The sequence below is a fragment of the Paraburkholderia phytofirmans genome (assembly GCF_046028095.1).
In the GTDB taxonomy this organism is placed as follows: domain Bacteria; phylum Pseudomonadota; class Gammaproteobacteria; order Burkholderiales; family Burkholderiaceae; genus Paraburkholderia; species Paraburkholderia phytofirmans_A.
Genome location: NZ_JAQQDJ010000001.1, coordinates 733,031 through 757,518 on the forward strand (window position 1 = coordinate 733,031; position 24,488 = coordinate 757,518).

Genomic DNA, 24,488 nt, shown 5'->3' on the forward strand with positions numbered 1-24,488 from the left:
GCCCATGACTTCACTCGATACCTCCGGCACCCTGTCCGACCAGTACGCACGCTTCGGCCTGGGCCTGCGATTGAGCGACGTACCGCGCGCGGTGCAGACGCGCGCCAAGCATCTGATTCTCGACGCTGTCGGCATTGCATTCGCGTCGCGTGGTTACCCATATGCGGATGTCTCGCTTGCCGCCTTCTCCGAGCTTGGCAGCGGCGCTTCACCGGTAATCGGCTACGGCCGGCGGCTCGCCTTGCGCGATTCCGCGATGATGAACGGCGTGCTGATTCACGGTCTCGACTTCGACGACACGCATTCACGTGGCGTGATTCACTCGACCACCAGCGCATTGCCCTGCGTGCTCGCGCTTGCCGACCGCGACGGCCTAAGCGGCGCGGACTTGCTGGCCGCGTACATCGTTGCCATGGAAGTGTCGACGCGCGTTGCATCGGCGGCGAAGGGGGGATTTCACGACGCCGGGTTTCATCCGACGGGTCTCGTCGGTGCGTTCGGCTGCGCGGTCGCGGCATCGCGTCTGCTGCAACTCGACGAGACACGCGTGGCGCACGCGCAAGGCATCGTTCTTTCGATGGCGGCCGGCAGCCTCGAATTCCTCGAAGACGGTGCGTGGACCAAGCGCGCTCATCCGGGTTTCGCGGCGGCCTCGGCGATCACCGCCGCGACGCTAGCCAAACACGGCTTCACGGGTCCACGTCTGGCCTACGAAGGACGCTTCGGCCTGTACGCGAGCCACCTCGGCAAACCGCTCGACGCGGCCGGTCGTGAACTCTCCACAGAAGGCCTCGGCAGCACGTGGCAAATCGACGAAGTCGCGATCAAACCGCTACCGGCATGCCACTTCACGCATGCAGTCGCCGACGCGGCGATCGCACTAAATCGCGAACATCGCTTCTCGGCGAACTCGCTCGAGTCGATCCAACGCGTGGTCGCCAAAGTACCGCGCGGCACGGTCGAAATCGTGTGCGAACCGGTCGACGCAAAGCGCAAACCGGTCACCGCCTACGACGCGCAATTCAGCGTGCCGTACATCGTTGCGACTGCGTTGCTCAAAGGCCGCTTCACGCTCGACGAACTCGAACCCGCCGCGCTCGCTGATTCCACAGTGCTGGCGCTCGCCGCAAAAGTCGATTACGAAATCGACCCCGACACGACCTTCCCGCGCCACTACACCGGCGAAGTCGTGGTGGAGCGCAGCGACGGCTCGCGCGTCGCGCATCGCGAGGCGATCAATCGTGGCTGCGCGGACCGCCCCGTCAGCAACGACGACATCGTCGCCAAGTTCTACGCGAACGCGCAACGCAGCGTCTCGCGCAGCGCCGCCGAACAGATCGCCCAAGCCGTATTGCAACTCGACGAGCAACCGGCCCGCTCGCTCGCCGACACGCTTGCCGGACACACCGCATCCTAAGGACGTCATCATGACTGCAACAGAACTCGACACGCTGGAAAACGATCAACTGATTCTCGACTCGCTGGACCGCTTTCTCGAAACCGAGGTGCGTCCTTACGTGCACAAGTTCGATCACGACGATATCTACCCGGCGGAGATCGTCGAGAAGATGAAGGAGATGGGACTGTTCGGCTGCATCATCGATCCCGACTATGGCGGACTGGGTCTGTCGACGCAGATCTATGCGCAGATCATTGCACGCATTTCGCGGGTCTGGATGTCGGTGAGCGGCATCATCAATTCGCATCTGATTCTCGCGATGCTTGTGCAACGCAACGGCACGCCCGAGCAGAAAAGCAAATATCTGCCGAAGTTCGCCACCGGCGAATGGCGCGGCGGCATCGGTCTCACCGAGCCCGATTGCGGCACCGATCTGCAGGCGATTCGCACGACGGCGAAACGCGTCGGCGACGAATACATCGTGAACGGCAACAAGACGTGGATCACCAACAGCAAGCACGGCAACACGCTCGCGCTGCTGGTGAAGACGGATACGACGGCGCAGCCGCGTCATCGCGGGATGAGTTTGCTGCTGGTGCAGAAAGGACCGGGTTTCGAAGTTAGCCGCCAACTCGAAAAGCTCGGCTACAAAGGCATCGATACGTGCGAGTTGTCGTTCAACGATTATCACGTGTCCACGGATGCGTTGATCGGCGGCGTGGAAGGAAAGGGCCTGCAACAGATACTCGGCGGCCTCGAACTCGGCCGTATCAATGTCGCGGCGCGCGGCGTCGGCGTTGCGCAAGCCGCGCTCGATGAATCGGTCAGCTATTCGCAACAGCGCAAAACCTTCGGCAAGCCGATCTGCGAACATCAGGCGATCCAGTTGAAGCTCGGCGAAATGGCGACGCGTGTCGAAGCAGGACGCCTGCTCGTCGACGCCGCCGCGAAGAAGTACGACCGCGGCGAGCGCTGCGACATGGAAGCGGGCATGGCGAAATACTTCGCCACCGAAGCCGCGCTGGAAAACAGCATCGAGGCCATGCGCATTCACGGCGCGTACGGTTATTCGAAGGAGTACAACGTCGAGCGCCTGTATCGCGACGCGCCGCTTCTCACGATCGGTGAAGGCACCAACGAGATGCAACGCATCATCATCGCCAAGCAACTGATCGAACGGAGCCCCATATGAGTCTGCCTCTTTCCGGCGTGCGCGTGCTTGCCATCGAACAATATGGCGCTGGGCCTTTCGCCACCCAGCATCTCGCGGACCTCGGCGCGGAGATCATCAAGATCGAGCATCCGAGCAATGGTGGCGACGTGGGCCGCGCGGTCGGCCCGTACTTTTTCGGCGAAGGCGATAGCCACTTCTTCGAAGCGTTCAATCGCAACAAATGCAGTCTCACACTCGACCTGAAGAAGCCCGAGGCGCGCGCCGTTTTGCTCGACCTCGTCGCGAAGAGCGACGCCGTGTTCAACAATCTGCGCGGCGATCTGCCGGCGAAGCTCGGGCTCACTTACGCGCAACTTTGCGAGGCGAATCCGAAGATCGTGTGCGGGCATCTGTCCGCATATGGACGAACTGGCAGCCGCGCTGCATGGCCGGGTTACGACTATCTGATGCAAGCCGAGGCGGGCTATCTGTCGGTCACCGGCGAGCCTGATAGCCCGCCCGCGCGCTTCGGTCTGTCGATCATCGATCTGATGACCGGCACGACCGCGGCGATGGCGCTGCTCGCCGGCCTTGTCGACGCGAAGACTTCGGGCAAAGGGCGCGATATCGACGTAAGTCTCTTCGACGTCGCGCTGCATAACCTCGCCTATGTCGCGACGTGGTATCTGAACGGCGGCGTGGTGACGGGACGCGAGAACCGCTCGTCGCATCCGTCGCTCACGCCGAGCCAGTTGTACAAGACGCAGGACGGCTGGATCTTCCTGATGTGCAACAAGGAGAAGTTCTGGGGCGTGCTCGCCGAAGTGATCGACAAACCGTCATGGGTGACCGATCCGCGCTTTTGCAACTTCCAGGCGCGTCTCGCGAATCGCGATCTGGTGCAGACTGAACTCGACGCGGTGCTCTCGACCGCGACCACGGCGCAATGGCTCGAACGCTTCGGCGGCCGCGTGCCGGCCGCGCCTGTGTTCGACGTCAAGGAGGCGCTGGAGAATCCCTTCGTCGCCGAACGTGAATGTGTGGTGGACGCGGAGCATCCGCGCTTCGGCAAGGTGCGCGGCGTGGCCGCGCCGGTGCGGGTCGACGAGCCGTTGCCGACGCGCGCCGCACCCGATCTCGGGCAGGACACGCAGCGTCTGCTCGACGAACTGGGTTACGGCCCGGAAAGGATCGCTTTGCTGAGGGAGGCGGGTGTGGTGCAATAAGGCCGGGCGGGCAACCGTCCGCCCTTTCACTTTTTTGCACATCCAGATGGCCACGACAGTCCTTGGGCAACAGCCGCGCTACATGCAACTGGCACAGACGCTTCTGAACGAGATTCAGGGCGGGCAGTTTCCCATCGGCACGTTGCTGCCCACCGAGTTCGAGCTATGCGAGCAGTTCGGCGCGAGCCGCTTCACGGTGCGGCAGGCGATCAAGCAACTCGAGCAGCGCGGCCTGGTGGACCGGCGGCCCGGCATCGGCACCCGCGTCAAAGCCACGCAAAGCGAGACCGCGTACCGTCAGGTGATGGAGCGCTTGAGCGATCTGCACCGTTATACGACCGACACGGAATTGGAGATCTCGTCGACGCAGACTGTCGACATCGACGACCCGGACTTGATCGAACGGCTCGGCGCAAAGCCGGGCGAAACCTGGCTGCTGGCCGAGGGTATTCGTCTGTCGCCGGAGAGTGTCGAGCCGATCTGCCACACCGAGGTGTATGTCCACCCGGCGTTTCGCTCGTTGACGGGCCTGAGCGGCCGGACGCACGTGCCGATCTACACGATGATCGAAAAGCAGTTCGGCGAGCAGATCACCGAAGTGCAGCAGGAAATCCGCGCGGTCGCGCTGCCGGCGAAGCTCGCGCAACGGTTGAACGCGAAGCCGCGTTCGCCCGCGCTGTGGTTATGCCGCCGCTATCTGAACCGGCGTGCGCAGGTGGTCGAGTTGACGATCAGCGTGCACCCGGCGGATCGCTACAGTTATTCCGAAACATTTCAACGCGACTGGCACGCGAACTAGCAATCTTGCGCCGCGTGCCGTTCAGGAGAACAACATGGACGCACGCAGCTATCTTTTCGTGCCGGGCGATCGCCCCGAGCGCTTCACCAAGGCGCTCGACACAAGCGCCGACGCGGTGGTGATCGATCTCGAAGACGCGGTCGCGCCCGCGGCGAAACAAGCCGCGCGCGAGGGCCTGCAACGCTGGCTATCGACGGCGGACCTGACGCGGCTGATCGTCCGCGTGAACGCGGTGGGCACACCCTGGCATCTCGATGACGTGGAGATGGTGCGCGCGTCCGGCCTTTCCACGATGATGCTGCCGAAGTCGGACAGCGCGCGGCAACTCACCGATGTCGCCGCGCGGCTGCCGTCGCAGATGCGAATCGTCGCGCTGATCGAAACCGTGGCGGGCGTGGTGGCGATGCGGGAAATAGCCGGTGCGCCGTCGGTCATGCGGCTCGCTTTCGGCACGGTGGACTTTTGCGGCGATGCCGGCATCGAAGGGCTCGGCGTGGAACTGGACTACGTGCGCTCGCAGATGGTGATCGAATCGCGCTATGCGGGTCTGCCCGCGCCGATCGACGGTGTGACACTGGAACTCGACGATCTCGCGCGCCTGACGGAGCATGTGGCTACTGCGCGGCGCTTTGGCTTCGGCGGCAAGCTGTGCATTCACCCGCGACAAGTGGACCCGGTCAACAGTGGCTTTGCACCGAGCGAGGACGAGCGACGCTGGGCGTCGCGCGTTCTGGCGGCTTCCCGGGAGCATCCGGAAGGCGCGTTCGCGGTGGATGGCAAACTGGTCGACCGGCCGGTCATCGAACGGGCGCGGCGGATTGCGGAGTTCGATGCGCTCCTGCCGTGACGCACGCGCGGCCGTCACCGCCTCAAATGATCCAGCGCATCTCTCATTGGCGAACTGGAGATGACGATCGGCCCCGTAAACGGCGTATCCAGGTCCACGATCACATAGATCGCCGAAGCAATCGACACGGCGCCCAGCGAAATCGTGACCAGCGCCAGCGCATTGCGCGGCGCGATCAAGCCGAAACTCAGAAAGATCACGGCCAGCCAGAACGTCAATGTCTTGAGGAACGGTTGGGAAATCGAACTGTGCGCTTCCTCGATGAGTTTCCACCGTGCGTCCACGACGCGCCGGTATTGCTTCAGCCCGTCATCGAGCGCGCGCTGTTGTAAGGAGTCGGGCGCCCGCAGCGTCCGCAACTCCCGGCCGACGGCGGTCAGCATGTCGCCGAGCCGCACGCTCTCCAGTTTCTGCGAGTTGTCCTGCGATCCTATGTCTTTCGGATAGTCGCCAGTGGGCGGTGTTTCGCCGGGCCACGTCGATGCGATTGCCGCCGCCGTGTACTGGCGCAACAACTGCCGGGCCGGCCCGGTGTCTGTGCCGTATTCGCGCAGAGTGGTGTCGAACTCGATCAGATCGGCCGCGTAGGTGCGCAAATCATTCGAGGCGGTGTCGAAGCTGGATTTCGCGGACGCCGTCATCAAGCCGAGTACCAGCGCGGCGAACGTCACCAGCATGCCGATCACCAGTTGGATCAACTGCACCGTCTCGTGCGCCTTGTGCTCCTCGGGCAGGAGGGGGCGCACCCACACACCGACTCCGGTCACGGCGAGCAGGAGAACGAAAACCACCAGCGCCGAGCCTATTTCCGACATCGCGATGCTCCGTAGACACATTTCCGCCACTTTCCATCAAGCGCCGCTCGCCGAGAACCCGGGTAGTCCCGCAACGCCCGGTGCGAATCGCCCTTCATATGCGCCTGTATGTTGATGTATCGCAAGCCCATGCGCCATCCACCATAAAGTTTTTCGCGATTGAGCCGTAGTCCTTATATGTGGCGTTCGCTTAAATTTTAGACAAGAGTTGCGGACCTGGCCGACTCGGCTTGGGCGCAGCACGCGTGGCCGATGCATTTACTGAACATTCGGTCAGGCAGCCCAACGGAGACAAGCCCGATGTTGAAAAATCTGTCGATTCGCACCTGCCTCACCCTGATGATCGTGTTCTTCGGCGTCGTGCTGCTGTTCGGCGCCGCCGCCGGCCTGCTGTCGCTGCGTTCGAGCAATGCCTCGTTGCAGCAGATGTACACCGTCGATACGCCGGCCGTCGCCGACCTCGAAGGCAGCGCCGGACAGTTGCTGCGCCTGCGTCTCGCGCTGGCGACGTACGCATCGCTCGTCGACCTGAACGATCAGGACGGCGCAAACGCTGTGCTCAAGCGTTTTGATCAGTACCAGAAAGCTTCGAACGACCGCCTTGCCCACTATGTGAGCCGCGCGAGCACGGACGCTGATGAACAACGCCTGATCAAGGATATGCAGGACAAGCGCGACACCTTCCTGCACGAAGGCGTCGAACCGGCTCTCGCCGCGCTCAAGGCGGGCGACAAGACGGCGTTCCAGCAATTGCAGGCGCACAAGCTGCCGTCGCTCTACAGCGCGTACGAAAAGGCGATGCTCACGCTCGAACAATTGCAGCTCGATCACGGCGCGCAACGCTATCAGGACGCGCAGGATCTGTTTTATGCGATCTGTATTGCGGTGGCGATCGGCATGGTCGCGTCGCTGCTCGGTTCGTGGATCGGCCGCGCGGTGCTGGTGCGCGCGATCGTCCGTCCGGTCGACGCCACCATCGCGCAGTTTCAGCGGATCGCCAGCGGCGACCTGACCGGCCAGATCGTCGTGACCAGTGACAACGAAATGGGCCGTCTCGCGGCCGCGCTGCGCAAGATGCAGGAGTCGCTGATCGCGACGGTGAACTCGGTGCGTCAAGGCACGGAATCCATCGACACCGGCGTGAGCGAGATTGCCGCGGGCAACACCGATCTGTCGCAACGTACCGAGGAACAGGCCGCGTCGCTCGAAGAAACGGCGGCGAGCATCGAACAGCTCACCTCGACGGTCAAGCAGACGGCGGACAACGCGAAGCAGGCGAGTTCGCTTGCGCAGGGCGCATCCACGCTGGCCGCGCAAGGCGGCGATCTGACGGAGCAGGTGGTGGGCACGATGCATGGCATCGTCGACGATTCGCGGCGGATTGCCGACATTGTCGGCGTGATCGAAGGGATCGCGTTTCAGACCAATATTCTGGCGCTGAACGCCGCGGTCGAAGCCGCGCGCGCCGGCGAGCAGGGACGCGGTTTCGCGGTGGTGGCGAGCGAGGTGCGCTCGCTCGCGCAGCGTAGCGCGGCGGCAGCCAAGGAGATCAAGGGCTTGATCGACGAGTCGACGACTCGCGTGCAGGCTGGCTCGCAACTGGTTGAGCGCTCCGGCTCGACGATGACCGAGATCGTCGACGCGATTGCGCGCGTGAGTTCGATCATGGGTGAGATCGCCGCGGCCGCGCTCGAGCAGAGTACCGGCATCGATCAGGTCAATCTCGCGGTCGCGCAGATGGACGAGGTGACGCAGCAGAATGCCGCGCTGGTGGAACAGGCTGCGGCTGCCGCGAGTTCGCTGGAAGAGCAGGCGCGGCGATTGACGTCGGCTGTGTCGGTGTTTCAGACGGGGAGCGGTGCGGCGTCTTTGGCTTTGTCTTCGTTCGCCGGACGGCGCGGCGGTTCGGCTGCTGCGCCGAAGACGGCCGATGCAGGCGAGTTCGCGACGGCTTAGTATCAGAGGTTGTTTTGCGCTGCGGCGTGCTGAGCCGTCACGACAAACCACGTCACGCAAACAAAGCGACTGCTACTGCATAGCCGCATAGTATTTCGCCACGCTATCAATCTCCGCGGACGTCATTTGCCGCGCCACATTGCGCATCTGTTCATTGATGTCGTTATGCCGCGCGCCGGAAGCAAACGCGCGCATCTGTGCGGCGAGATAGATCGACGATTGTCCGCCAAGCCACGGCGCCGCGCCCTTGCGGTCGAGCTGTCCGTGACATGCGGCGCAAGGCGCGATATTGCGCTGCGGATCGCCCTGCATGGCGAGCTTCACCGCGTTCGCATCCGGTCCCACATCGGTGGGCAGAGTCTCCGCCGCAGGCGCTCTCGGTAGCGACGCGTAGTAAGCCGCCAGATCGTGCAGATCCTGATCGCTGCGCGCGGCGATGATCGGTTGCATGATCGCGTTCTGGCGCACGCCGTTCTGGTAGTCGCGCAACTCTTTGTAGACCACGTCGGCATATTGCCCGGCCAATGCCGGCGCGGTGACCTGCACCGTGCCGAGTACGCCATGGCACATCGAGCAATTCTGCGTCGCGATCGTCGCGCCGCGGCCGATCGTATTCGCGTCGGCCCGCACGCGCCGCAACGGCGGCAAGACCACGACATCGCTAGGCGCCGGGCCGGCGAGATTGGCGCCGCCATACCAGCTCGACGGCGCCCCCGCGGCGCTGCAGATCGTCGCCCACAAGCCTCGATCGCCGAACGACTTGCTTGCCGAGGGCAGCCAGATAAAGCCGATCAGTATCCCCACGACGGCAATCGCAATCGTGCCGCCCACGCTCACTGTGAACCATGGGTTGCGCAAGCTGAAGACGCGTTCCTGATTCATCGCTGCGCCCCGACGACGACTGCCGGCACGGAGGTCTGCGGCAATCTGAGCAACTGCACAATCGGCACACTGTAGTTGACGACCGTGAGTCCGATCATCAGCGCCACCCACAAGCCGAAGCTATTGAGCGCAGCCGGCACACGGTCCACCGGCTGTGCCGCGCTCGCAAAACGGAAGACTTGCTGCTGAACCAGCGGGCCGAATTGCGACTTCACGAGGATGTAGATGAACAGCACGCCGGACGCCACGAGGATCAATCCGCCCACCGCCGACATGCCGACCCAGAACGCCTGCGACTGCAAGCCGAGCGCGTTGTAATCGTAATAGGCCATGCGGCGCGGCGCACCGAGCAGGCCGACGTAATGCCACGGCAGCGTCACCACCATCATGCCGATGAACCACAACCACAGTTGCGTGCGCACCAGCTTCACCGACGCGATTGCGCGACCGGTCAGTTGCGGCCACAGTTCATAGGCAATCGCGAAGTACATGATGACGATCGCGCCGCCGAAAATCAGATGGAAGTGCCCGGTCACCCACTGCGTGTTGTGCACGGTCGAGTTCAGCTGGTAGCTCATGTTGATCAGCCCGCCCGCGCCGCCGAGACCGAGCATCACGAACGAAAACGCGATCACGAGCATCATCGGGTTTTGCCAGGGCAGGGCGGTCAGCCAGCCGAACGCGCCCTTGCCGCCGCGCAGTCTGCCGGCGATTTCAACCGACGCGCAGATCGTGAACACGGTCAGCAGCGTCGGCACCGACACCATGCCGGTGAACACGGCGTGCAGGAATTTGAAGCCGGAGCCGACCTGCGGATCGGCGAACAGATGGTGGATGCCGATCGGCATCGCGAAGACGAGGAACAGGATGAACGACACGCGCGCCATCGAATCGCTGTAGAGCCGCCCGCCGATCGCGCGCGGCACCAGCGTGTAGTAGGCGATATAAGCGGGAATCAGCCAGAAGTAGACGATCGCGTGCAGCGTCCACGAGAACAGAATGCGTGAGAGGCCGGCGTCGATCGTGTTGGTGAGGCCGAACGCGACCGGCAGAATCTGGAACAGGATTTCCAGCGCCGCGCCGACGGCGGTCCATGCCCACAGATACGCGCCCGCCACGTTGGCGAACATCGCGAGCGGCACCGGCTTGCCGGGATTGGCGCGCTTCCAGACGCGCAGGTTGACGTGCATCAGCGCGACCCAGATCCACGAGCCGACCACAACCAGCACCACGCCGAGATAATAGAACGGGCTGCCGATCATCGGCGGATAGAAGGTGTAGAGCACCGAAGCCTGGCCGAGCGCCACCGGCACCATCGCCATCACCGCGCCGACCGCCAGCATGATGAACGCGGCCCATGCCCATTTGAGACCGACGAGGCGTTGCGCGAGAGCCAGTTCGACGATCGCGTAGCCGAAGCCCATCGACACGAGCGTCGGCATTACATACGCCATCACCGAACCATGCGCGGTCACCGAGCGATAGTAGAGCTCGGGGTCGCCGACCCACGGCACGAGCGGGCTGCGCACCAGCATCTGCCAGGCGCCGAGCAGCAGCGCGATCAGAAACGCAATGAAGGCAAGCCAGAAATGCGCGAGAACGAGTCGCTTAGCGTGAAACACAGCTCAGCCTCCGGGATTGTCGGGCCTGCTCGAAGAAGGCGGCTTTGTCGATGACTTTCACGTGTGCCCACATGGTCTGATGGCCAAAACCGCAGAACTCGTGGCACGGCATGGTGTGATCGGAGGGCGCGTCGAAACGCGTGTTGAGCGTGGCGACATAGCCGGGCACGACCATCGTGTTGATGTTGGTGTCGGTGACGAGCAGGCCGTGCACGACATCGGCGCTGGTGGTGCGGATCGTGACCGGCGTGTCGGCGGGTACCAGCAGGCATTGCGGCGTGAACGAATACTGCTGCGCGATGAAGCGCACGACCACCGAGCCGTCCGGCTCGACCGCGCTGCCGAGATTTTCTTCGACGAATTCGCCGGACAGTTGCAGGCGCGAAGGATCGATCGTCTCGACGCGCGAGGGCGGCATCATTGCCCAATGCAGCCCGGAGAACACGATGACGGCCAGCATCAGCACGATCAATGCGACGGCGAAGATGGCCCAGCGTCGTTCGGCGCGTAAGGCGACCGCGTGGCCGCCGCCCGGTTGATGATTGGAATCGGTCGACATGATCAGTGAACGACCCCGCGCGGCAGAAACACGACGAAGTAGAAGCCGAACCAGATCGCCATCACGATCAGCGTGGCGACACCGGCCACGGCGATCGCGCCATGCGGGCCGGCCGCGACGACGCGTTCCACTTCGTCATCAGTCGGCGGCGCGCTGCGGGTATCGTTCGCTTCCATCTAAAGTTTCTCCAGTGCAGCGCTTCAATGCAGCGGCGCGTTGCGCAACTCGTTGACCTCGCGGGACGTCACAGGCTGGCCGTGATTGCCCCACGCAGTGCGGATATAGGTGACCACGGCAGCGGCGTCGGTGTCGTTCAGTTCCTGACCGAAAGGCGGCATGCCGTACGGTTCCGGATTACGCTTCGTGCCCGGCGGGAATCCGCCGTTCAGCACAATGCGGATCGGATTGACCGCGGAGTCCATTTCGATCGACTGGTTGCCCGCGAGCGGTGGGTAATGCTGCAACTTTCCTTCGCCCTTCGCGCCGTGGCAGAGCGCGCACTTGTCGGCATAGATCTTTTCGCCGAGCGCGAACACGTTGGTATTGGTGGGCGCCGACGGCCCGGACTTGCGGCCGCTCTTGTCCGGCAAGGTCTTCAGATAAACGGCCATCGCCTTGACGTCTTCTTCCGTCATGTACTGAAGGCTGTGGTACGTGACTTCGGCCATTGGGCCGTACACGGCGCCGCGATCGGAAATGCCCGCTTGCAGCAGATCGACGATGTCCTTGATGCTCCAGTCGCCGAGGCCGCCGTCCTTGTCCGAGGTCAGCGACGGCGCGTACCAGTTCTGCACCGGAATCAGACCGCCCGCGAACTGCTCGCTTTGCGACGATCCGCCGAGCATGTTGATCTTGGTGTGGCACATCGTGCAGTGCCCGAGTCCCTCGACCAGATACGCGCCGCGGTTCCATTCAACGGATTTGGTCGGATCGGGCTGGAACTCGCCCTCGCGGAAATACAGCGTGCGCCAGCCGTACAGCAGCTTGCGCTGGTTGAACGGGAAGCGCAGCGTGTGCTTGTGATTCGGCTCGCGGACCGGCGCGACCGTCTTCAGATACGCGAAGATCGCGTCCGAGTCTTCGCGCGTGACCTTGGTGTATTGCGCGATCGGCATGGCCGGGTAGATCAGCGTGCCCTCCGGCGTGCGGCCGGTGCGCATCATCTTGAAGAACGCCTCCTGGCTCCAGGTGCCGATGCCGTACTGCGCGTCCGGCGTGATGTTCGGCGAGTACAGCGTGCCGAACGGCGTTTCCATCGCGAGGCCGCCGGCGAACAGTTTGCCGCGCGGCGCCGTATGGCAGGCGACGCAGTCGCCGGCGCGCGCCAGATACTCGCCGCGTTTGACGATATCGGGCCGCGTGTCGGCGTTGCCGCTCGTCGCGGCTGCTGCGTTGGTCTCGGCGGCGCGTGCTTCGGCGATCAGCACAGGCGTAGGCCATGCACGCAGAAGCGCGGCGCTGCCGGCCACGATCAGGCCGCCAACCAGCAAGCTCGATACGAGCGACGCCGGCGCGTTAAGGCTTTTTGCCATGGTGACCAAAGCGGCGCGCAATGTGCGAAGAGCGCCCGGAAAGCGAAAGGTCGGCTTCATTGCGGTTGGCTCCCGCAGGCGAGAGGCAGCCGCTCCGCGGATGCCGGCGCCGGCCGCGGATCGGCAGGACGCGGCTGGCGCGCAAGCCAGCTCGATACCGCGGTGATGTCTTTGTCGGTCAGCTTGACGGCGATCGAATGCATGCAGTCCGGCGCGAGCGCGTGCCGCGTGCCCGAGCGCCAGGTGCCCATCTGTCCGGCGATATAACTCGCGTGCAGACCGAGCAGGCCGGGAATGCCAGGTTGCGTGCCGGTCATGCGCGCGCCGTGGCACGCAATGCATGCCGGTATTTTGCGGGCCGGGTCGCCCTGCGTGACGAGGCGCTGTCCGGCAGCGAGCACGGCAGGCGCGACGTTGCTTTGATCGGCGTTGGGATAGGGCGGTTGCAGATCGGCGAAATACTGGCTGATCTTGCGTAGATAGTCGTCGGGCAGGAAGGCAAGCAGATAGCCCATGGGCGGATAGGTGCGGCCGCCGTCACGGAACGCGGTCAACTGATTGAACAGATAGTCGGCCGGTTTGCCGGCAATGCGCGGAAAGTAATCGTTGTTCAGGCCTTGACCCTGCACGCCATGACACGAGGTGCAGGCGCGCACGCGCTCGTCCATGGCCGAGGGTATGGCGCCGGACGCGTCGGCGGCGAGCGCCACGCCGCTCCATATGACATAAAGCACAAACAGAACCGACGATCCGATAGTTCGACGATGCACGCCAGGCCTCGATTGGGGAACGTTCTTTGTTCTCGATTATCTCTCGCGCATTCGCACGTGGATTCGCTTGTGAAACCGACGGATGACGTATGTCAACTTTGCCGATATTTTTCTTGTATAGCGACTGCAAGAACAGCAAATCGAAACGGACTTGTTCTGGACGGCGAGTGGTGATTCGCTGCGGCGATGCGATTGCTTTATATAAACAACGATCTGCCTGAATGCGCCGGTGGGTGGCGGCTTTCGGGCTGCGGGAATTAACGCTTGAAACGTTCAGCAGCGTGTACGAGGTTGCAGGAATTCAGTCGAAGCGTCAATAGCAACAAAAGCTCATTCGACGGGACACCTGATCATCATAGGCGTCGCTTAGGGGGCTTTCAACATTTCCAGTGTGAATCGTCTCACGGCCCGACGTTATCGCGCGAATGTGATTGTTTGATGATGACCGGCGGGCTTCGGCGAGACGGCGTGCGCCCATCATCGATGAGTCAACTGAAGAGCGCCATCAAGGCCGTGCGAGCATTGCTGACGAGTTCGGTTTCGCCGATTCGCCCAGGCAACAGATGAAACTCGACGGCGGGCAACGCAGGCAAGCCCACGCTCGCCGGACAGGCCACGACGCCGCCGCCAATCGACGATTCGTTCAGACAGGAAATGCCGAGCCCGGCCTTCAGCGCGAGTTGCAAACCGGCCACGCCTGATGCGGAGTGCGACACCACATACGGCACCTTGTGCTCGTCCAGCAGCTTCACGACGAAGCGCTGCAACTGGCAGCTCGACGGCAGCAAAACGAGCGAATAGGGCGTGGCCGGTCGCGTGCCCGAATCGGCCGCACTGACCCACAGCAGTTTCTCGCGCCGCACAACCGTGCTTTGCGCGCCGGTGCGCCGGCCCGTGGCGCGTGTGTTGTCCGTGACGAGCCGCAGCGAGAGCCCGATGTCGAACGACGCATCGTCGCCCGCGTTGCTGTCGATCACCGCGCTCGGCAGCACCGTGACGTGCAGCTTCAGGCGCGGATGCTGTTCCGAGAACGTTTTGAGAATGCGCGCGATGTCGTGCGGACGGTAGTAGTCCGTGATGGCGATGCGCAACTCGCCGTCGAGCGAGCGGCCTTGCAGGTCTTCGAACGCGGCTTCGCTCATTGCGATGATGCGCCGCGCGTGGTCGAGCAGCCGGCTGCCGGCGGGCGTGGCGCTCACGCCCTGCTTGCTGCGCACGAACAGCGGCTGGCCGGCGCGCTCCTCGAGTTTTTTCAACTGCTCGCTCACGGAAGACTGCGACAGGAACACCCGCTCCGCGCCCGCCGAAACGCTGCCCGATTCGGCGACGGCGACAAAGGTCCGCAACTGCGTCAGGTCAAATCCACGTTGGGTCATGATTCGGCATATCCGATGGATGCTATCTATATTTCCGGCTTTTCCGATGGAAGCCTCAGCCGTAGGATACCCCCAGATTCTTTGCGGAGGGGTGTCATGGGAACCGAAACAATTGCGGGCTTGGGTTTGTCCGGCGGGCGAACGGCAAGTCATCGATGGAAAGTGCTGGGCGTCGGATTCGCCGCGAACGCGAGTTTTTCGGCCGCGTTCTCGGGAATTCCGACGACAGCGGTTTTCTTGCGCTCGGGGTATCACCTGGGCAATGACGGGCTGGGCCTCGTGCTCGGCATGCTAGGCCTCGGCATCGCGGTCAGCGAATTGCCGTGGGGGATGTTGACCGACCGCTGGGGCGACCGGCGCGTCCTGCTGCTCGGACTACTTTCGACCGCGGCCGCACTGGCCGGCCTCGCGCGGTTCGTCGTGCCGTCCGGTGCGCATGTGCCGAGCGTGACGATGCTCGCGCTCGGCCTGTTGCTGGTCGGGTTGCTTGGCGGCAGCGTGAACGGTTCGAGCGGCCGCGCGGTGATGGCCTGGTTTCGCGAGGGCGAGCGCGGCCTGGCCATGAGTATCCGCCAGACGGCGGTGCCCGCGGGCGGCGGCTTGGGCGCATTGCTGCTGCCGGTGCTCGCGTCGCGCTTCGGTTTCGCGAGCGCCTATAGCGTGCTGGCGTTCGCGTGCGCGATCACGGCGGCGTTCGCGTGGCGCTGGCTGCACGAACCTTCTCATACCGATGCGGACGGCGCGCTTGATGCCCGCGACACGGCAGCGGCGAGCGGCGCGCCGGCCAGGGTCTCGCCGTTGCGCGACATCGGCATCTGGCGCGTGGCGCTTGGCGCCGGCGCGCTGTGCGTGCCGCAACTCGCTGTGGTGACGTTCGGCACGGTGTTTCTTCACGATTTCAGCCGCGCCGGCGTGCTGGCGATCAGCGTGACGATGGCCGCGGTGCAAACGGGCGCTGCGATCGCGCGGGTCTGGAGCGGCGGTTGGACCGACCGGCGCGGCAACCGGCGGGCCTACATGCGCGCCTGTAGTCTGCTGACCGCGGTGCTGTTCGCCTCGCTCGCGCTGCTGACGGGCCTCGTCGGCATGCATCACATGGCGATGACGGCAATATTCGCAGTGATGGTCGTGTTGGGCGGTGTGAGCGCGTCGGCATGGCACGGCGTGGCCTTCACGGAACTCGCCACGCTGGCAGGGACAAGCCGTGCGGGCACCGCGCTCGCGATCGGCAACACCTGTGTGTTTCTTACGCTGTTCCTGACGCCGCTGGCGATTCCGCCGCTGTTGTCGATCGGTTCGTGGCCGATGGTGTGGGCCGTGACCAGCATATGCGCATTGGTCGCGTTGCCGGTGTTTCCGCGCGCGGCGCGTGAAGCCAAAGTGAGGACGGCGCGCGCTTGCGACGCAACTTGATGAACCGCAGCGCCGGTCGTTGGCAATGCCACGGGCGGGCGCGCAGGGTCTCTCAAGTGATTGGGCGAGACGGCGCGTCGGAATTCCGCGGCGAATGATCGAGTCGCCAGTTTCCACGGAAATTGCGCCACTTAAAAAATAGAAATATTCATTGTGGGTATTTAGGTTTCCCTTTTTCGGATAGATCCGCAATCGACTATTAGTTTCTCCGCAGGATTCAGAACGATCCGATTTTCTTGGAGTTATGGCGGTGATTTTATGGCCGCCTTGGCGCGCTATGCGTTCCGAGGGGCCCTTAAAGAAGACGCAGAGTCATTAAGATTTTTCTGCGTATGCGAAATCACTCCTACAACAAACGAGAGAAAATCCTGGTGAATCTTCGAATAATCCTGGCGGACGATCATCCATTCGTAATCCTTGGTATCCGCGCTGCGTTGGAATTGCAGGCCGGCGTCACCGTAGTCGATCAGGCGACGGATCCCGTTTCGCTGATCGAACGCCTGCGGAGCACGCCCTGCGATGTGCTCGTCACCGACCTCTCGATGCCGGATCATTCATTCGCCGTCGGCGACGGCCTCAATCTCGTGCGACGAATCCGCAGTGGCTGGCCGCAATTGCGCATCGTGGTGATGACAACTCTGACAAACCCCGCGATTCTTCGCGCCATTGTGTCGGACGGCGCCGTGAGCATGGTCGGCAAAGCTGAGTCGATGGACGAGCTTCGACAAGCGGTCATGGCGGCTCGAGATGGTCACGCTTACCTCGGCCGTTCCATCATCGAAGCGCTGGCGCATCCGCAGGATCCCGAGTGCGAACGACCGCCGGCGCCGCGGTTGACGGGCAAACAGGCCGAAGTTGTCAGGCTGCTGGTAAGTGGCCAGTCGATCTCCGACATTGCGGCTGCGCTCGGTTGCGATCGCCGCACGGTCACGCGGCAAAAACGCGAGGCAATGGCAAAACTAGGAGTCACCAATGATCCCGGTCTTTTCTCTTACGTGCGTGCTTATGGAATTCTTAATTTTTAATCGCATATCTAAGCATTTTATTTTGTGAATTAAGTGAGGTTGTTTCGGAGCGATCTTATGGTTATTCTCGGAGAAGTATTTAATGATCGCGAGAAGAGCCGTTTTGTTCGTGGAGAGGCGGCAGTTAATTTGGGACGGAGGAGAAATAAAAGATGCGCGACACCGCCGAGGTAAGCACACCCGTTCGCGCGATCATCGCGGACGATCACCCATTGGTGCTGTTGGCGATTGAAAACCTGATGAACGGCTATCCGAATATGGAAATCGTCGGTCGTGCAGCCGACGCCACCGAACTCTTCGCGGAAATCGATCGCCGTTCATGCGACCTTGTGCTCATGGACCTCTACATGCCGGGCGGTTCGGATGGCAGCGGACTGGAAGTCGTCAGGCAGTTCAAGACGCGGTACCCGGACATCGCGCTCGTCGTGCTCACCATGGAAACCGAGGCGACCGAACTTCAAAAGGTGATTTCGCTCGGCGTCGAGGGACTGGTGAGCAAGCGCGACCGGATCGACCTGATTCACGTGGCCGTCATCACGGCGCTGGCGCGCGAGTGCTATGTCGGGCCCGCGGTGCGCGCATTGATCGCGGACGCAACGGCGACCCAGCGGCTCGACTATGTCCGGAAGATGCTCTCGCGCCGCGAACTCGAAGTGTTCACCCAATATGCGTCGGGGTACGGCGTGACCGAGATCGCCGGGCGTTTGGAACGCAGCGTCAAAACGATCAGCGCGCAGAAGTGCACTGCCATGCGCAAGCTCGCCCTGCGCAGCGACGCGGAGCTGTTTCGTTTCGCGGTCGAGTACGGTGTGATTCCTGAGGAGCGCATACCGAAGCGCTGATGAGCCGGTGGTAAGCCAGTAACACGTCGCGCCGTCGCGCGACGAATAGAAGATGTATTGGCAACGCCCGGGGAAGCACACCGTGTGCAGGGCGTGCCAATCGATAAGACAACAGAAAATGAGACAGAAGATCCGCGTCATCATCGCAGACGATCACGACTGCGTTCGCGTCGGCGTCAAGCGCGTGTTACAGGCCGCGCCGCACATCGAATGTGTCGGCGAAGCGGCCGACACACACGGGCTGGCGGAGTTGCTCGACGCCCGCGCGTGCGACGTCGTCGTTTCCGATATCAGCATGCCGGGCATTCATGGCGGCAGCAACGCGGTGTCGTTTTTGCGCCGCCTGTTGCGGGGCCAGTCGCATCCTTGCGTCGTGGTCCTCACCATGATCTGCCATGCCCACATGCTGTCCGGACTTTTGCATATCGGCGTGGGCGGGATCGTCGATAAACGCGAGACTGTCACAGCTTTGATCGACGCGATCGAGGCGGCTTTTGCCGGGCGCGTCTATCTGTCGGAACACGCGCGGGTCGCGATTGACGCAGCCGACGCGCCGCCGCAACTGCGCGCCGGCATGCTGAGCGCACGCGAGTGGGAAGTATTCCAGCTTTATGTGCAAGGTCTCGCCGTCCATGAGATCGCGGTGCGGCTGCAGCGCAGCGGCAAGACGATCAGTACGCAAAAACGTAGCGCGATGCGCAAGCTTGGGCTGGAAACGGAAGCCGATCTGATCGATTATGCGCGGCAAATCGGATTGACCTGATCTGATATCCGGTGGGCATATTGCATTGCGCCGTCGGCAAATGATTTTGGAGAACCAGGAATTTAGGAGTCTTCTGATTGGTTGCGGGACCTTGCCGTCTCATAGTTCTCAATTCACTGCGGCTTTATTCCGTGCTCTTCTGATGAAAGCAGTCGTTTCGTCAAGCTGACCGATGCCCGAGCCGTGAGAATACAGGCAGATTTGTGACGGCAATCGTGCGACGCCGTCTGCCTGGAGACAGAACCAGGAGGCGGCATGGATGCGCTAGGTAAGCGGTTGTTGGTCGAGGGTGTTGGAACGGCGTGGCTGGTGTTCATCGGCTGCGGCAGCATCGTGTTGAACGTCGGTGCGATCCAGCAGGCAGGCGGTGTGCTGGAAGTGGCGCTGGCATTCGGCCTCGCCCTCGTTACGGCCACCTACTGCTTCGGCGGCGTGTCCGGCGGCCATTTCAATCCCGCTGTCACCGTAGGCTTCACGGTCGCGCAACGTTTTCCGGTCAGGGATCTGCTCCCATACATCGCGTCGCAGATTCTCGGTGCGATCGTTGCCGCCGCGCTACTGCTTTACGTGGCGGGCGGGCGTCCCGGGTTCGATCTAGTCGCGAGCGAGTTCGCGGCGAATGGCTTCGGCGACCATTCTCCTGCCGACTATCAACTGCATTCGGCGGTGGCCATCGAGTTCGTGCTGGCGTTCGGTTTCGTCATGGCAAGCCTGTTGATCGCCCACAGGCGAGACATGGCGCCGATCGCGCCGCTGGTCGTCGGCGCCTGCCTGGTGCTGGTCTATCTGGTGTCGATTCCGGTTACCAACGGCTCGGTCAATCCCGCCCGCTCCACGGCCCAGGCGTTGTTCGTCGGCGACTGGGCGCTGGACCAGCTCTGGCTGTTCTGGGCCGCGCCTCTGTCGGGCGGTGTCATGGCTGGGGCGCTCTTCTCGTTTGTGCACGGCAAGGCAGACCACGCTGCCGCTACGCTCGCCGACGGGCGCGGCGAAGTTGCCTGAGTGTTGCCCGGTGCCATCATCGTGTCTGCCGTCCATTTCGTGCCGGGCGTTGCAATGAGGCGTGTGCTTGCGCGCCTTTCGCTGTGTCTGTTCGCATGGTGCTTAGTTATCGCCGCGCAAACTACAGCCGTTGCCCAATCGTTCGACAATCGCCCGAACACTCAGGTTGTTGCCAATTTTCCCGCGAAACTGACCGTCGGCGTTCTCGCTAACAGCTGGCTGCCGTTCGACGCTCTGCAAGATGGTCAACTCACCGGTATGAGCGTCGACTATCTGCGCGCCCTTGTCGGGCCGAACGTGGTCATCGAAGCCAAGGCGTTCCCGGACCTGCCGCAATTGCTTGCCGCCGCTTGCGCCGGACATGTCGATCTGCTGATGAGCCTTGCCCGCACACCCGAGCGCGAGCGGTGCCTGAGTTTTACCGCGCCTTATTTCCGCTCTTCCACGTCGGTCGTGGTGCGCCGGGACAGCAACAGTTATGGAAATCCCGCCCAGTTGGCGGGAGCGCGCATCGCGCTAGAAAAAGGTTTTGCGATCGAGCGTGTGACACGGGAGCGCTTCCCACGCGCCCAGATCATCACGGTGCCCGCGACGCGCGACGCACTCGCCGCCGTGATCCAGGGCGACGCCGATGTTTATCTCGGCTTCACTGCTGCCGTGCAATATGCATTGTCCACCGACGAGTTCCGTGGCTTGCGAGTGGCGTTCGAGGAGAACACCAAAACTTCCAGTTTGCGCTTCGCAGCGCCTCGAAACCAGACTGCATTGCGGGACCAGCTCGATCGGGCGCTCGCGTCGATGAACCCTGCCGACGAGGCGGCGATCCGCATGCGCTGGCTATCCGGCAACTTCGACGCGAAGCCTGCGCCCGCCACGCCGCGTCTCGCGCTGACGCCGCAAGAGCAGGCCTGGCTTCGTTCGCTGCCGCCGTTGCAGGTTGGTTTCGATAACAGTTGGGCGCCCTTCAGTTACGTCGACGATTCCGGCCGGCCCGCGGGCATTGCCGCGGACTATCTGACGTATCTGAGCCGCACGCTCGGCGTCGTGTTCAATCGCGCCAGCACGGCTGACTGGCCTGCCGCGATCGGAGCATTTCAGCGCGGTGAACTCGCGATCCTCGCCACTGCTTCAAGTCACGATCCACGCCTTATGAAGGCGCGGCACACCAGCGCGTACGAGAGCTACCCGCTGGTGATCGTCGGGCGCGAGGACGAACCGGCGGCTCGCTCGCTGAACGATTTTGCGTCACGCCGCATCGTCGTTTCGTCGCATGCCGCCGGGTCGGTTGCGCTGGCATTCCAGCGAATTCCGGCGGATCACGTCGTGGTCGCGCCCAGTCTCGACAACGCGCTCAAGATGGTTGAGTCCGGCGAGGCGGACGTTCTGGTGGGCAACGTGGCCGCCGCCGATATCCTGCTCAAGCAACAGTACGGCGGCGTCCTCAAGATCCTTGGTACGGTTGGCGATTCCGACGCGCTCGACTTTGCCGTACGCCCGGACCTCAGCCCACTCGCTGGGTTGATCGATCGTGCGTTGCTGGCTATGCCGCCCGCGGAAAAGCAACGCATCCGGCAGAAGTGGGTCACCGGCAATGCACCGGGGTCCGGCACGTGGAGCGTGACCGCGGTGCGTCTGCTGCCGGTGCTGATCGGCGTCTGCGTCGTGCTGCTGATCACCCTGCGTGCCTATCTGTTGCTGCAGCGTGAAGTCAGGCTGCGCAAGAAAACGGAGCGGGAACTGGAACTGCAACTGAACTTCCAGGAAACCTTGATGAAGACGGTGCCCTATCCGCTCGTCGCCAAGGATCTCGATGGCCGTTATATCGCAGTCAACGAAGCCTATGAGCAAGCCAGCGGATTGGGCCGCGAGGCGATCGTCGGACGAACCACCCTGGACGTGCGAACGTGGGGCGAGGCCAATAGTCGCATCCTGGACGAGATCACCCGCGAGATGCTAAACGGCGGTGAGACCGCGCAGGTGGAGTTGCAGTTCGAGCGCGGCGCGGGCAACGTGCGGCATGGCCTTTTCTGGACCAGTATCTGTCGCGGCAGTGACGGTCAACCGGCTTGCGTACTCGGCACGGTGGTCGATATCACCGATATCCGGCGCGCCGAAATGCGTGCGCGCGAAACCGAGCGGCGCCTCTTCGACGTGACGCGTTCACTGCCAGCCGTGGTGTTTCAACTGCGTCGCACTGCGGACGGAGCGTATTCGTTTCCGTATATCAGCGGCGACGCGCGTCATCTGCTGGGTGGGCGAGACGGTTCGCAGAACGGCAGCGATCAGGTCGATTTCCAACGGGTGTACGAGGAGGATAGGGCGTTCGTGCTGGCTGAACTCGAGCGCTCGGCGCACGGCGAAACGCCGGTCAACATGGAGTTCCGTTTCGCCGGCGACCAGGACATCAAATGGGCACGAGCCGAACTGGTACCGCGCCGCGAATCGGATGGAAGCGTCGTCTGGAGCGGTTACTGGGTGGACGCCAGCGTGGAGCACGCGCGCTCCGACGAGCTTGCGCGAGCGCGCGACCTGGCCGAAGCGGCCTCGCGTGCCAAAGACGATTTCTTCGCCATGATGAGCCACGAAATCCGCACGCCGATGAATGGCGTGCTCGGGCTCGTGGAAGTGCTCGAGCGCACGCCGCTCAACGCGGACCAAGGCGAAATGCTGGGCATGATCCATGAGTCGGCGGGCGCGCTGCTGCAGATTCTCGACGACTTGCTCGACTATTCGAAAATCGAAGCGGGGCGGCTGACCATCGAGGCCGAATCCATCGACATACGTGAACTGGTGGACAACGCTGTCGGCCTGTTGGCTGGCCGCGCCCATGAAAAGGGCTTGAAAGTGCGCGTGGATATCGGGCCCGATGTCGCCGCCACCCTGCGCGGCGACAGTGTCCGATTGCGGCAGATTCTCTTCAACTTGCTAGGCAACGCCATCAAATTCACGCCGCAGGGCGAGGTCGACGTGTGCGTGTCGGTCGTCGCGCAAGACGACGGCATTCAGACGGTCGAAATGGTCGTCGAGGACACCGGCATCGGCATCGCGCCGGAAGTGCAGGCCAAGCTGTTCGAGCCGTTCGTGCAGGCCGAATCGTCCACCACACGCCGTTTCGGCGGCACGGGCCTCGGTTTGACGATCTGCCGCAAGCTGATCGACCTCATGAGTGGCTCGCTCACGTTGCGCAGCGAACCGGGTAGCGGCACGCGCATGACCGTGCGGCTCGCCATGCCTGTGGAGACACAGCGCTATTCGGTCAACGGCTTGCGCGGCAAACTCGGAATCGTAGCAACCGGCGAGGCGCGCATCGCACGGGCGCTGATGCACTTTGGCGAGGCGCTTGGACTCAAGTTGCGCCGCGTCTCGCCTGACGCGCCGGAGCTGCGCGATCGCGCCGCACTCGCCGAAATCGATCTGCTGTTCGTGAGCGAAGATGTGACCTTGCCTACGGGCATCAGGCCTCGCACCCGAGTCATCTGTCTGACCGAGAAACCCAAGCCTACGGGCTACCGCATTCTCGACGACAACGTGCGCGTCAGCATCAATCCCATTTCTTGGCGCGGCCTCGGCGCCGCGTGTGCCGCTGCGCTGACGGGCCTGCCGTCGGTGGGACCTCGATCGGCGGGCATGCCGCGCACGCCGGAATTCGGCGCTGCGCCTCCGGATCGAGAGCGGGCCATTGCCAGTGGCCGGCTGATCCTCGTCGCAGAAGATCATCCGGTCAATCAGGAATTGATCCGTCATCAGCTCGCCTTGCTCGGTTTTGCCTGCGACGTGGCGAACGACGGCGCCGAGGCGCTGGCCGCGCTGGAGCGTACGAGTTACGGCTGTCTGATCACGGATTGCCACATGCCGAACGTGTCCGGTTACGAACTCACGCGCCGTATTCGTGAAAGTGAGCAGGACGGCGCTTATCGCCTGCCCATTCTGGGTATCACGGCGAACACCGCGCCCGAAGACCTGAATCTGTGCCGCGACGCGGGCATGGACGATAGCCTCGTGAAGCCGACCCGGCTCGCCACGCTGCGTGACTATCTGAGCCGTTGGTTCGGCACTGACAGCGCGTGGCAAGCCGCGCCTTCGGAAGCAGTTAGCACGCCGGCAGTTGCCGTGCCGGATGCACGTGGCGGCGCGGAACCGTTCGTGCCGGTCGACCTCGGGCACATGACCCAACTGTGGGGCAGCGAATCGACCGTCAAGGCTTTGCTCGACTCGTTCGTGTCGTCCGTGCGTGAAGACGTGCAGTCGTTGTCGCCGTTGCTCGAGCGCGTGGAGTCCGAACGTATCGAGGTGGAACGTGTGCGCGAGTGGCTCCATCGCGTGGCGGGGGCGGCGAGCGTCCTGCAATATCCGCCGCTGCTCAAGGCACTTGAAGACTATCGCCGTGAAATCACCGTCAAACCGCCGGAACGTGTGCGCGACGACGGGATGCTGTTAATCGACAAGTGCAATGCCATGCTCGACGGAATCGAACAGCAGGCCGCTTTGCTCGTATAAACGATCGGCC

The 24,488-nt window shown here is 63.1% G+C and carries 20 protein-coding genes; 12 read left to right on the top strand and 8 right to left on the bottom strand.

Features of this window, described 5'->3' with window-relative positions:
- Nucleotides 1-4 precede the first annotated feature (4 nt).
- From PQR54_RS03390 to PQR54_RS03410, 5 genes are read left to right on the top strand one after another with little or no spacing between them, the layout of a single operon-like run.
- The gene (locus PQR54_RS03390; protein ID WP_408244061.1) at nt 5-1,417 is read left to right on the top strand and encodes an MmgE/PrpD family protein; all 1,413 of its coding nucleotides are present in this window, start codon (nt 5-7) and stop codon (nt 1,415-1,417) included.
- Between the two features lie 10 nt (nt 1,418-1,427).
- The gene (locus tag PQR54_RS03395; RefSeq protein WP_408244062.1) at nt 1,428-2,591 is read left to right on the top strand and encodes an acyl-CoA dehydrogenase family protein; all 1,164 of its coding nucleotides are present in this window, start codon (nt 1,428-1,430) and stop codon (nt 2,589-2,591) included.
- Nucleotides 2,588-3,778 (top strand): CaiB/BaiF CoA transferase family protein, encoded by a 1,191-nt coding sequence (locus PQR54_RS03400; RefSeq protein WP_408244063.1) that lies wholly within the window; start codon nt 2,588-2,590, stop codon nt 3,776-3,778. The genes PQR54_RS03395 and PQR54_RS03400 overlap by 4 nt, the downstream gene beginning before the upstream one ends.
- Nucleotides 3,779-3,824: 46 nt before the next feature.
- Nucleotides 3,825-4,577, top strand: coding sequence for a GntR family transcriptional regulator (locus PQR54_RS03405; RefSeq protein ID WP_408244064.1), 753 nt, complete (start codon nt 3,825-3,827; stop codon nt 4,575-4,577).
- A gap of 34 nt (nt 4,578-4,611) precedes the next feature.
- Nucleotides 4,612-5,424 carry an HpcH/HpaI aldolase/citrate lyase family protein gene (locus PQR54_RS03410; protein WP_408244065.1) on the top strand — a complete coding sequence of 271 codons (813 nt, stop codon included), beginning with the start codon at nt 4,612-4,614 and terminating at the stop codon, nt 5,422-5,424.
- 14 nt (nt 5,425-5,438) lie between these two features.
- Here PQR54_RS03410 and PQR54_RS03415 read toward each other — a convergent pair whose 3' ends face one another.
- A complete protein-coding gene (locus PQR54_RS03415; RefSeq protein WP_408244066.1) occupies nt 5,439-6,239 on the bottom strand; it encodes a bestrophin-like domain in 801 nt (266 codons plus the stop codon).
- A 300-nt stretch (nt 6,240-6,539) separates the two neighbouring features.
- On the opposite strand from PQR54_RS03415, the gene PQR54_RS03420 reads away from it, so the two are divergent.
- A complete protein-coding gene (locus PQR54_RS03420) occupies nt 6,540-8,195 on the top strand; it encodes a methyl-accepting chemotaxis protein (RefSeq protein ID WP_408244067.1) in 1,656 nt (551 codons plus the stop codon).
- Between the two features lie 72 nt (nt 8,196-8,267).
- Here PQR54_RS03420 and PQR54_RS03425 read toward each other — a convergent pair whose 3' ends face one another.
- The 7 genes from PQR54_RS03425 to PQR54_RS03455 form a co-directional block, all read right to left on the bottom strand.
- On the bottom strand, nt 8,268-9,077 hold the full coding sequence (locus PQR54_RS03425; RefSeq protein ID WP_408244068.1) for a c-type cytochrome: 810 nt from the start codon (nt 9,075-9,077) through the stop codon (nt 8,268-8,270).
- Nucleotides 9,074-10,699, bottom strand: a complete 1,626-nt coding sequence (locus PQR54_RS03430; RefSeq protein ID WP_408244069.1) for a b(o/a)3-type cytochrome-c oxidase subunit 1 — start codon at nt 10,697-10,699, stop codon at nt 9,074-9,076. The genes PQR54_RS03425 and PQR54_RS03430 overlap by 4 nt, the downstream gene beginning before the upstream one ends.
- Nucleotides 10,686-11,258, bottom strand: coding sequence for a cupredoxin domain-containing protein (locus PQR54_RS03435; protein ID WP_408244070.1), 573 nt, complete (start codon nt 11,256-11,258; stop codon nt 10,686-10,688). The genes PQR54_RS03430 and PQR54_RS03435 overlap by 14 nt, the downstream gene beginning before the upstream one ends.
- A 2-nt stretch (nt 11,259-11,260) precedes the next feature.
- Complete coding sequence (locus tag PQR54_RS03440) at nt 11,261-11,434, bottom strand: hypothetical protein (RefSeq protein WP_408244071.1); 174 nt, start codon at nt 11,432-11,434, stop codon at nt 11,261-11,263.
- A gap of 24 nt (nt 11,435-11,458) precedes the next feature.
- Complete coding sequence (locus tag PQR54_RS03445) at nt 11,459-12,850, bottom strand: c-type cytochrome (protein WP_408244072.1); 1,392 nt, start codon at nt 12,848-12,850, stop codon at nt 11,459-11,461.
- On the bottom strand, nt 12,847-13,560 hold the full coding sequence (locus tag PQR54_RS03450) for a c-type cytochrome (RefSeq protein ID WP_408244073.1): 714 nt from the start codon (nt 13,558-13,560) through the stop codon (nt 12,847-12,849). Before PQR54_RS03450 ends, PQR54_RS03445 begins: the two co-directional genes overlap by 4 nt.
- A gap of 488 nt (nt 13,561-14,048) precedes the next feature.
- Complete coding sequence (locus PQR54_RS03455; protein ID WP_408244074.1) at nt 14,049-14,936, bottom strand: LysR family transcriptional regulator; 888 nt, start codon at nt 14,934-14,936, stop codon at nt 14,049-14,051.
- A gap of 96 nt (nt 14,937-15,032) precedes the next feature.
- On the opposite strand from PQR54_RS03455, the gene PQR54_RS03460 reads away from it, so the two are divergent.
- The 6 genes from PQR54_RS03460 to PQR54_RS03485 all read left to right on the top strand — a co-directional run bounded on the left by PQR54_RS03460 (nt 15,033) and on the right by PQR54_RS03485 (nt 24,478).
- Nucleotides 15,033-16,349: an MFS transporter gene (locus PQR54_RS03460; protein ID WP_408244075.1), complete on the top strand. Its 1,317-nt coding sequence runs from the start codon at nt 15,033-15,035 to the stop codon at nt 16,347-16,349.
- A 332-nt stretch (nt 16,350-16,681) separates the two neighbouring features.
- Nucleotides 16,682-17,374 (top strand): response regulator, encoded by a 693-nt coding sequence (locus PQR54_RS03465; RefSeq protein ID WP_408244076.1) that lies wholly within the window; start codon nt 16,682-16,684, stop codon nt 17,372-17,374.
- Between the two features lie 152 nt (nt 17,375-17,526).
- The gene (locus PQR54_RS03470; protein ID WP_408244077.1) at nt 17,527-18,216 is read left to right on the top strand and encodes a response regulator; all 690 of its coding nucleotides are present in this window, start codon (nt 17,527-17,529) and stop codon (nt 18,214-18,216) included.
- A gap of 118 nt (nt 18,217-18,334) precedes the next feature.
- The gene (locus PQR54_RS03475) at nt 18,335-18,979 is read left to right on the top strand and encodes a response regulator (RefSeq protein WP_408244078.1); all 645 of its coding nucleotides are present in this window, start codon (nt 18,335-18,337) and stop codon (nt 18,977-18,979) included.
- A 255-nt stretch (nt 18,980-19,234) separates the two neighbouring features.
- Nucleotides 19,235-19,981, top strand: a complete 747-nt coding sequence (aqpZ, locus tag PQR54_RS03480; RefSeq protein WP_408244079.1) for an aquaporin Z — start codon at nt 19,235-19,237, stop codon at nt 19,979-19,981.
- Between the two features lie 54 nt (nt 19,982-20,035).
- Nucleotides 20,036-24,478 carry an ATP-binding protein gene (locus tag PQR54_RS03485; protein ID WP_408244248.1) on the top strand — a complete coding sequence of 1,481 codons (4,443 nt, stop codon included), beginning with the start codon at nt 20,036-20,038 and terminating at the stop codon, nt 24,476-24,478.
- Nucleotides 24,479-24,488: the final 10 nt, after the last annotated feature.

Excerpts from the sequence above, each read along its gene's own strand:
- PQR54_RS03390 (WP_408244061.1), top strand. The coding sequence starts at position 5 with ATGACTTCACTCGATACCTCCGGCACCCTGTCCGACCAGTACGCACGC.
- PQR54_RS03395 (WP_408244062.1), top strand. The coding sequence starts at position 1,428 with ATGACTGCAACAGAACTCGACACGCTGGAAAACGATCAACTGATTCTC.
- PQR54_RS03400 (WP_408244063.1), top strand. The coding sequence starts at position 2,588 with ATGAGTCTGCCTCTTTCCGGCGTGCGCGTGCTTGCCATCGAACAATAT.
- PQR54_RS03405 (WP_408244064.1), top strand. The coding sequence starts at position 3,825 with ATGGCCACGACAGTCCTTGGGCAACAGCCGCGCTACATGCAACTGGCA.
- PQR54_RS03410 (WP_408244065.1), top strand. The coding sequence starts at position 4,612 with ATGGACGCACGCAGCTATCTTTTCGTGCCGGGCGATCGCCCCGAGCGC.
- PQR54_RS03415 (WP_408244066.1), bottom strand. The coding sequence starts at position 6,239 with ATGTCGGAAATAGGCTCGGCGCTGGTGGTTTTCGTTCTCCTGCTCGCC.
- PQR54_RS03420 (WP_408244067.1), top strand. The coding sequence starts at position 6,540 with ATGTTGAAAAATCTGTCGATTCGCACCTGCCTCACCCTGATGATCGTG.
- PQR54_RS03425 (WP_408244068.1), bottom strand. The coding sequence starts at position 9,077 with ATGAATCAGGAACGCGTCTTCAGCTTGCGCAACCCATGGTTCACAGTG.
- PQR54_RS03435 (WP_408244070.1), bottom strand. The coding sequence starts at position 11,258 with ATGTCGACCGATTCCAATCATCAACCGGGCGGCGGCCACGCGGTCGCC.
- PQR54_RS03440 (WP_408244071.1), bottom strand. The coding sequence starts at position 11,434 with ATGGAAGCGAACGATACCCGCAGCGCGCCGCCGACTGATGACGAAGTG.
- PQR54_RS03445 (WP_408244072.1), bottom strand. The coding sequence starts at position 12,850 with ATGAAGCCGACCTTTCGCTTTCCGGGCGCTCTTCGCACATTGCGCGCC.
- PQR54_RS03455 (WP_408244074.1), bottom strand. The coding sequence starts at position 14,936 with ATGACCCAACGTGGATTTGACCTGACGCAGTTGCGGACCTTTGTCGCC.
- PQR54_RS03460 (WP_408244075.1), top strand. The coding sequence starts at position 15,033 with ATGGGAACCGAAACAATTGCGGGCTTGGGTTTGTCCGGCGGGCGAACG.
- PQR54_RS03465 (WP_408244076.1), top strand. The coding sequence starts at position 16,682 with ATGCGAAATCACTCCTACAACAAACGAGAGAAAATCCTGGTGAATCTT.
- PQR54_RS03470 (WP_408244077.1), top strand. The coding sequence starts at position 17,527 with ATGCGCGACACCGCCGAGGTAAGCACACCCGTTCGCGCGATCATCGCG.
- PQR54_RS03475 (WP_408244078.1), top strand. The coding sequence starts at position 18,335 with ATGAGACAGAAGATCCGCGTCATCATCGCAGACGATCACGACTGCGTT.
- aqpZ (WP_408244079.1), top strand. The coding sequence starts at position 19,235 with ATGGATGCGCTAGGTAAGCGGTTGTTGGTCGAGGGTGTTGGAACGGCG.
- PQR54_RS03485 (WP_408244248.1), top strand. The coding sequence starts at position 20,036 with ATGAGGCGTGTGCTTGCGCGCCTTTCGCTGTGTCTGTTCGCATGGTGC.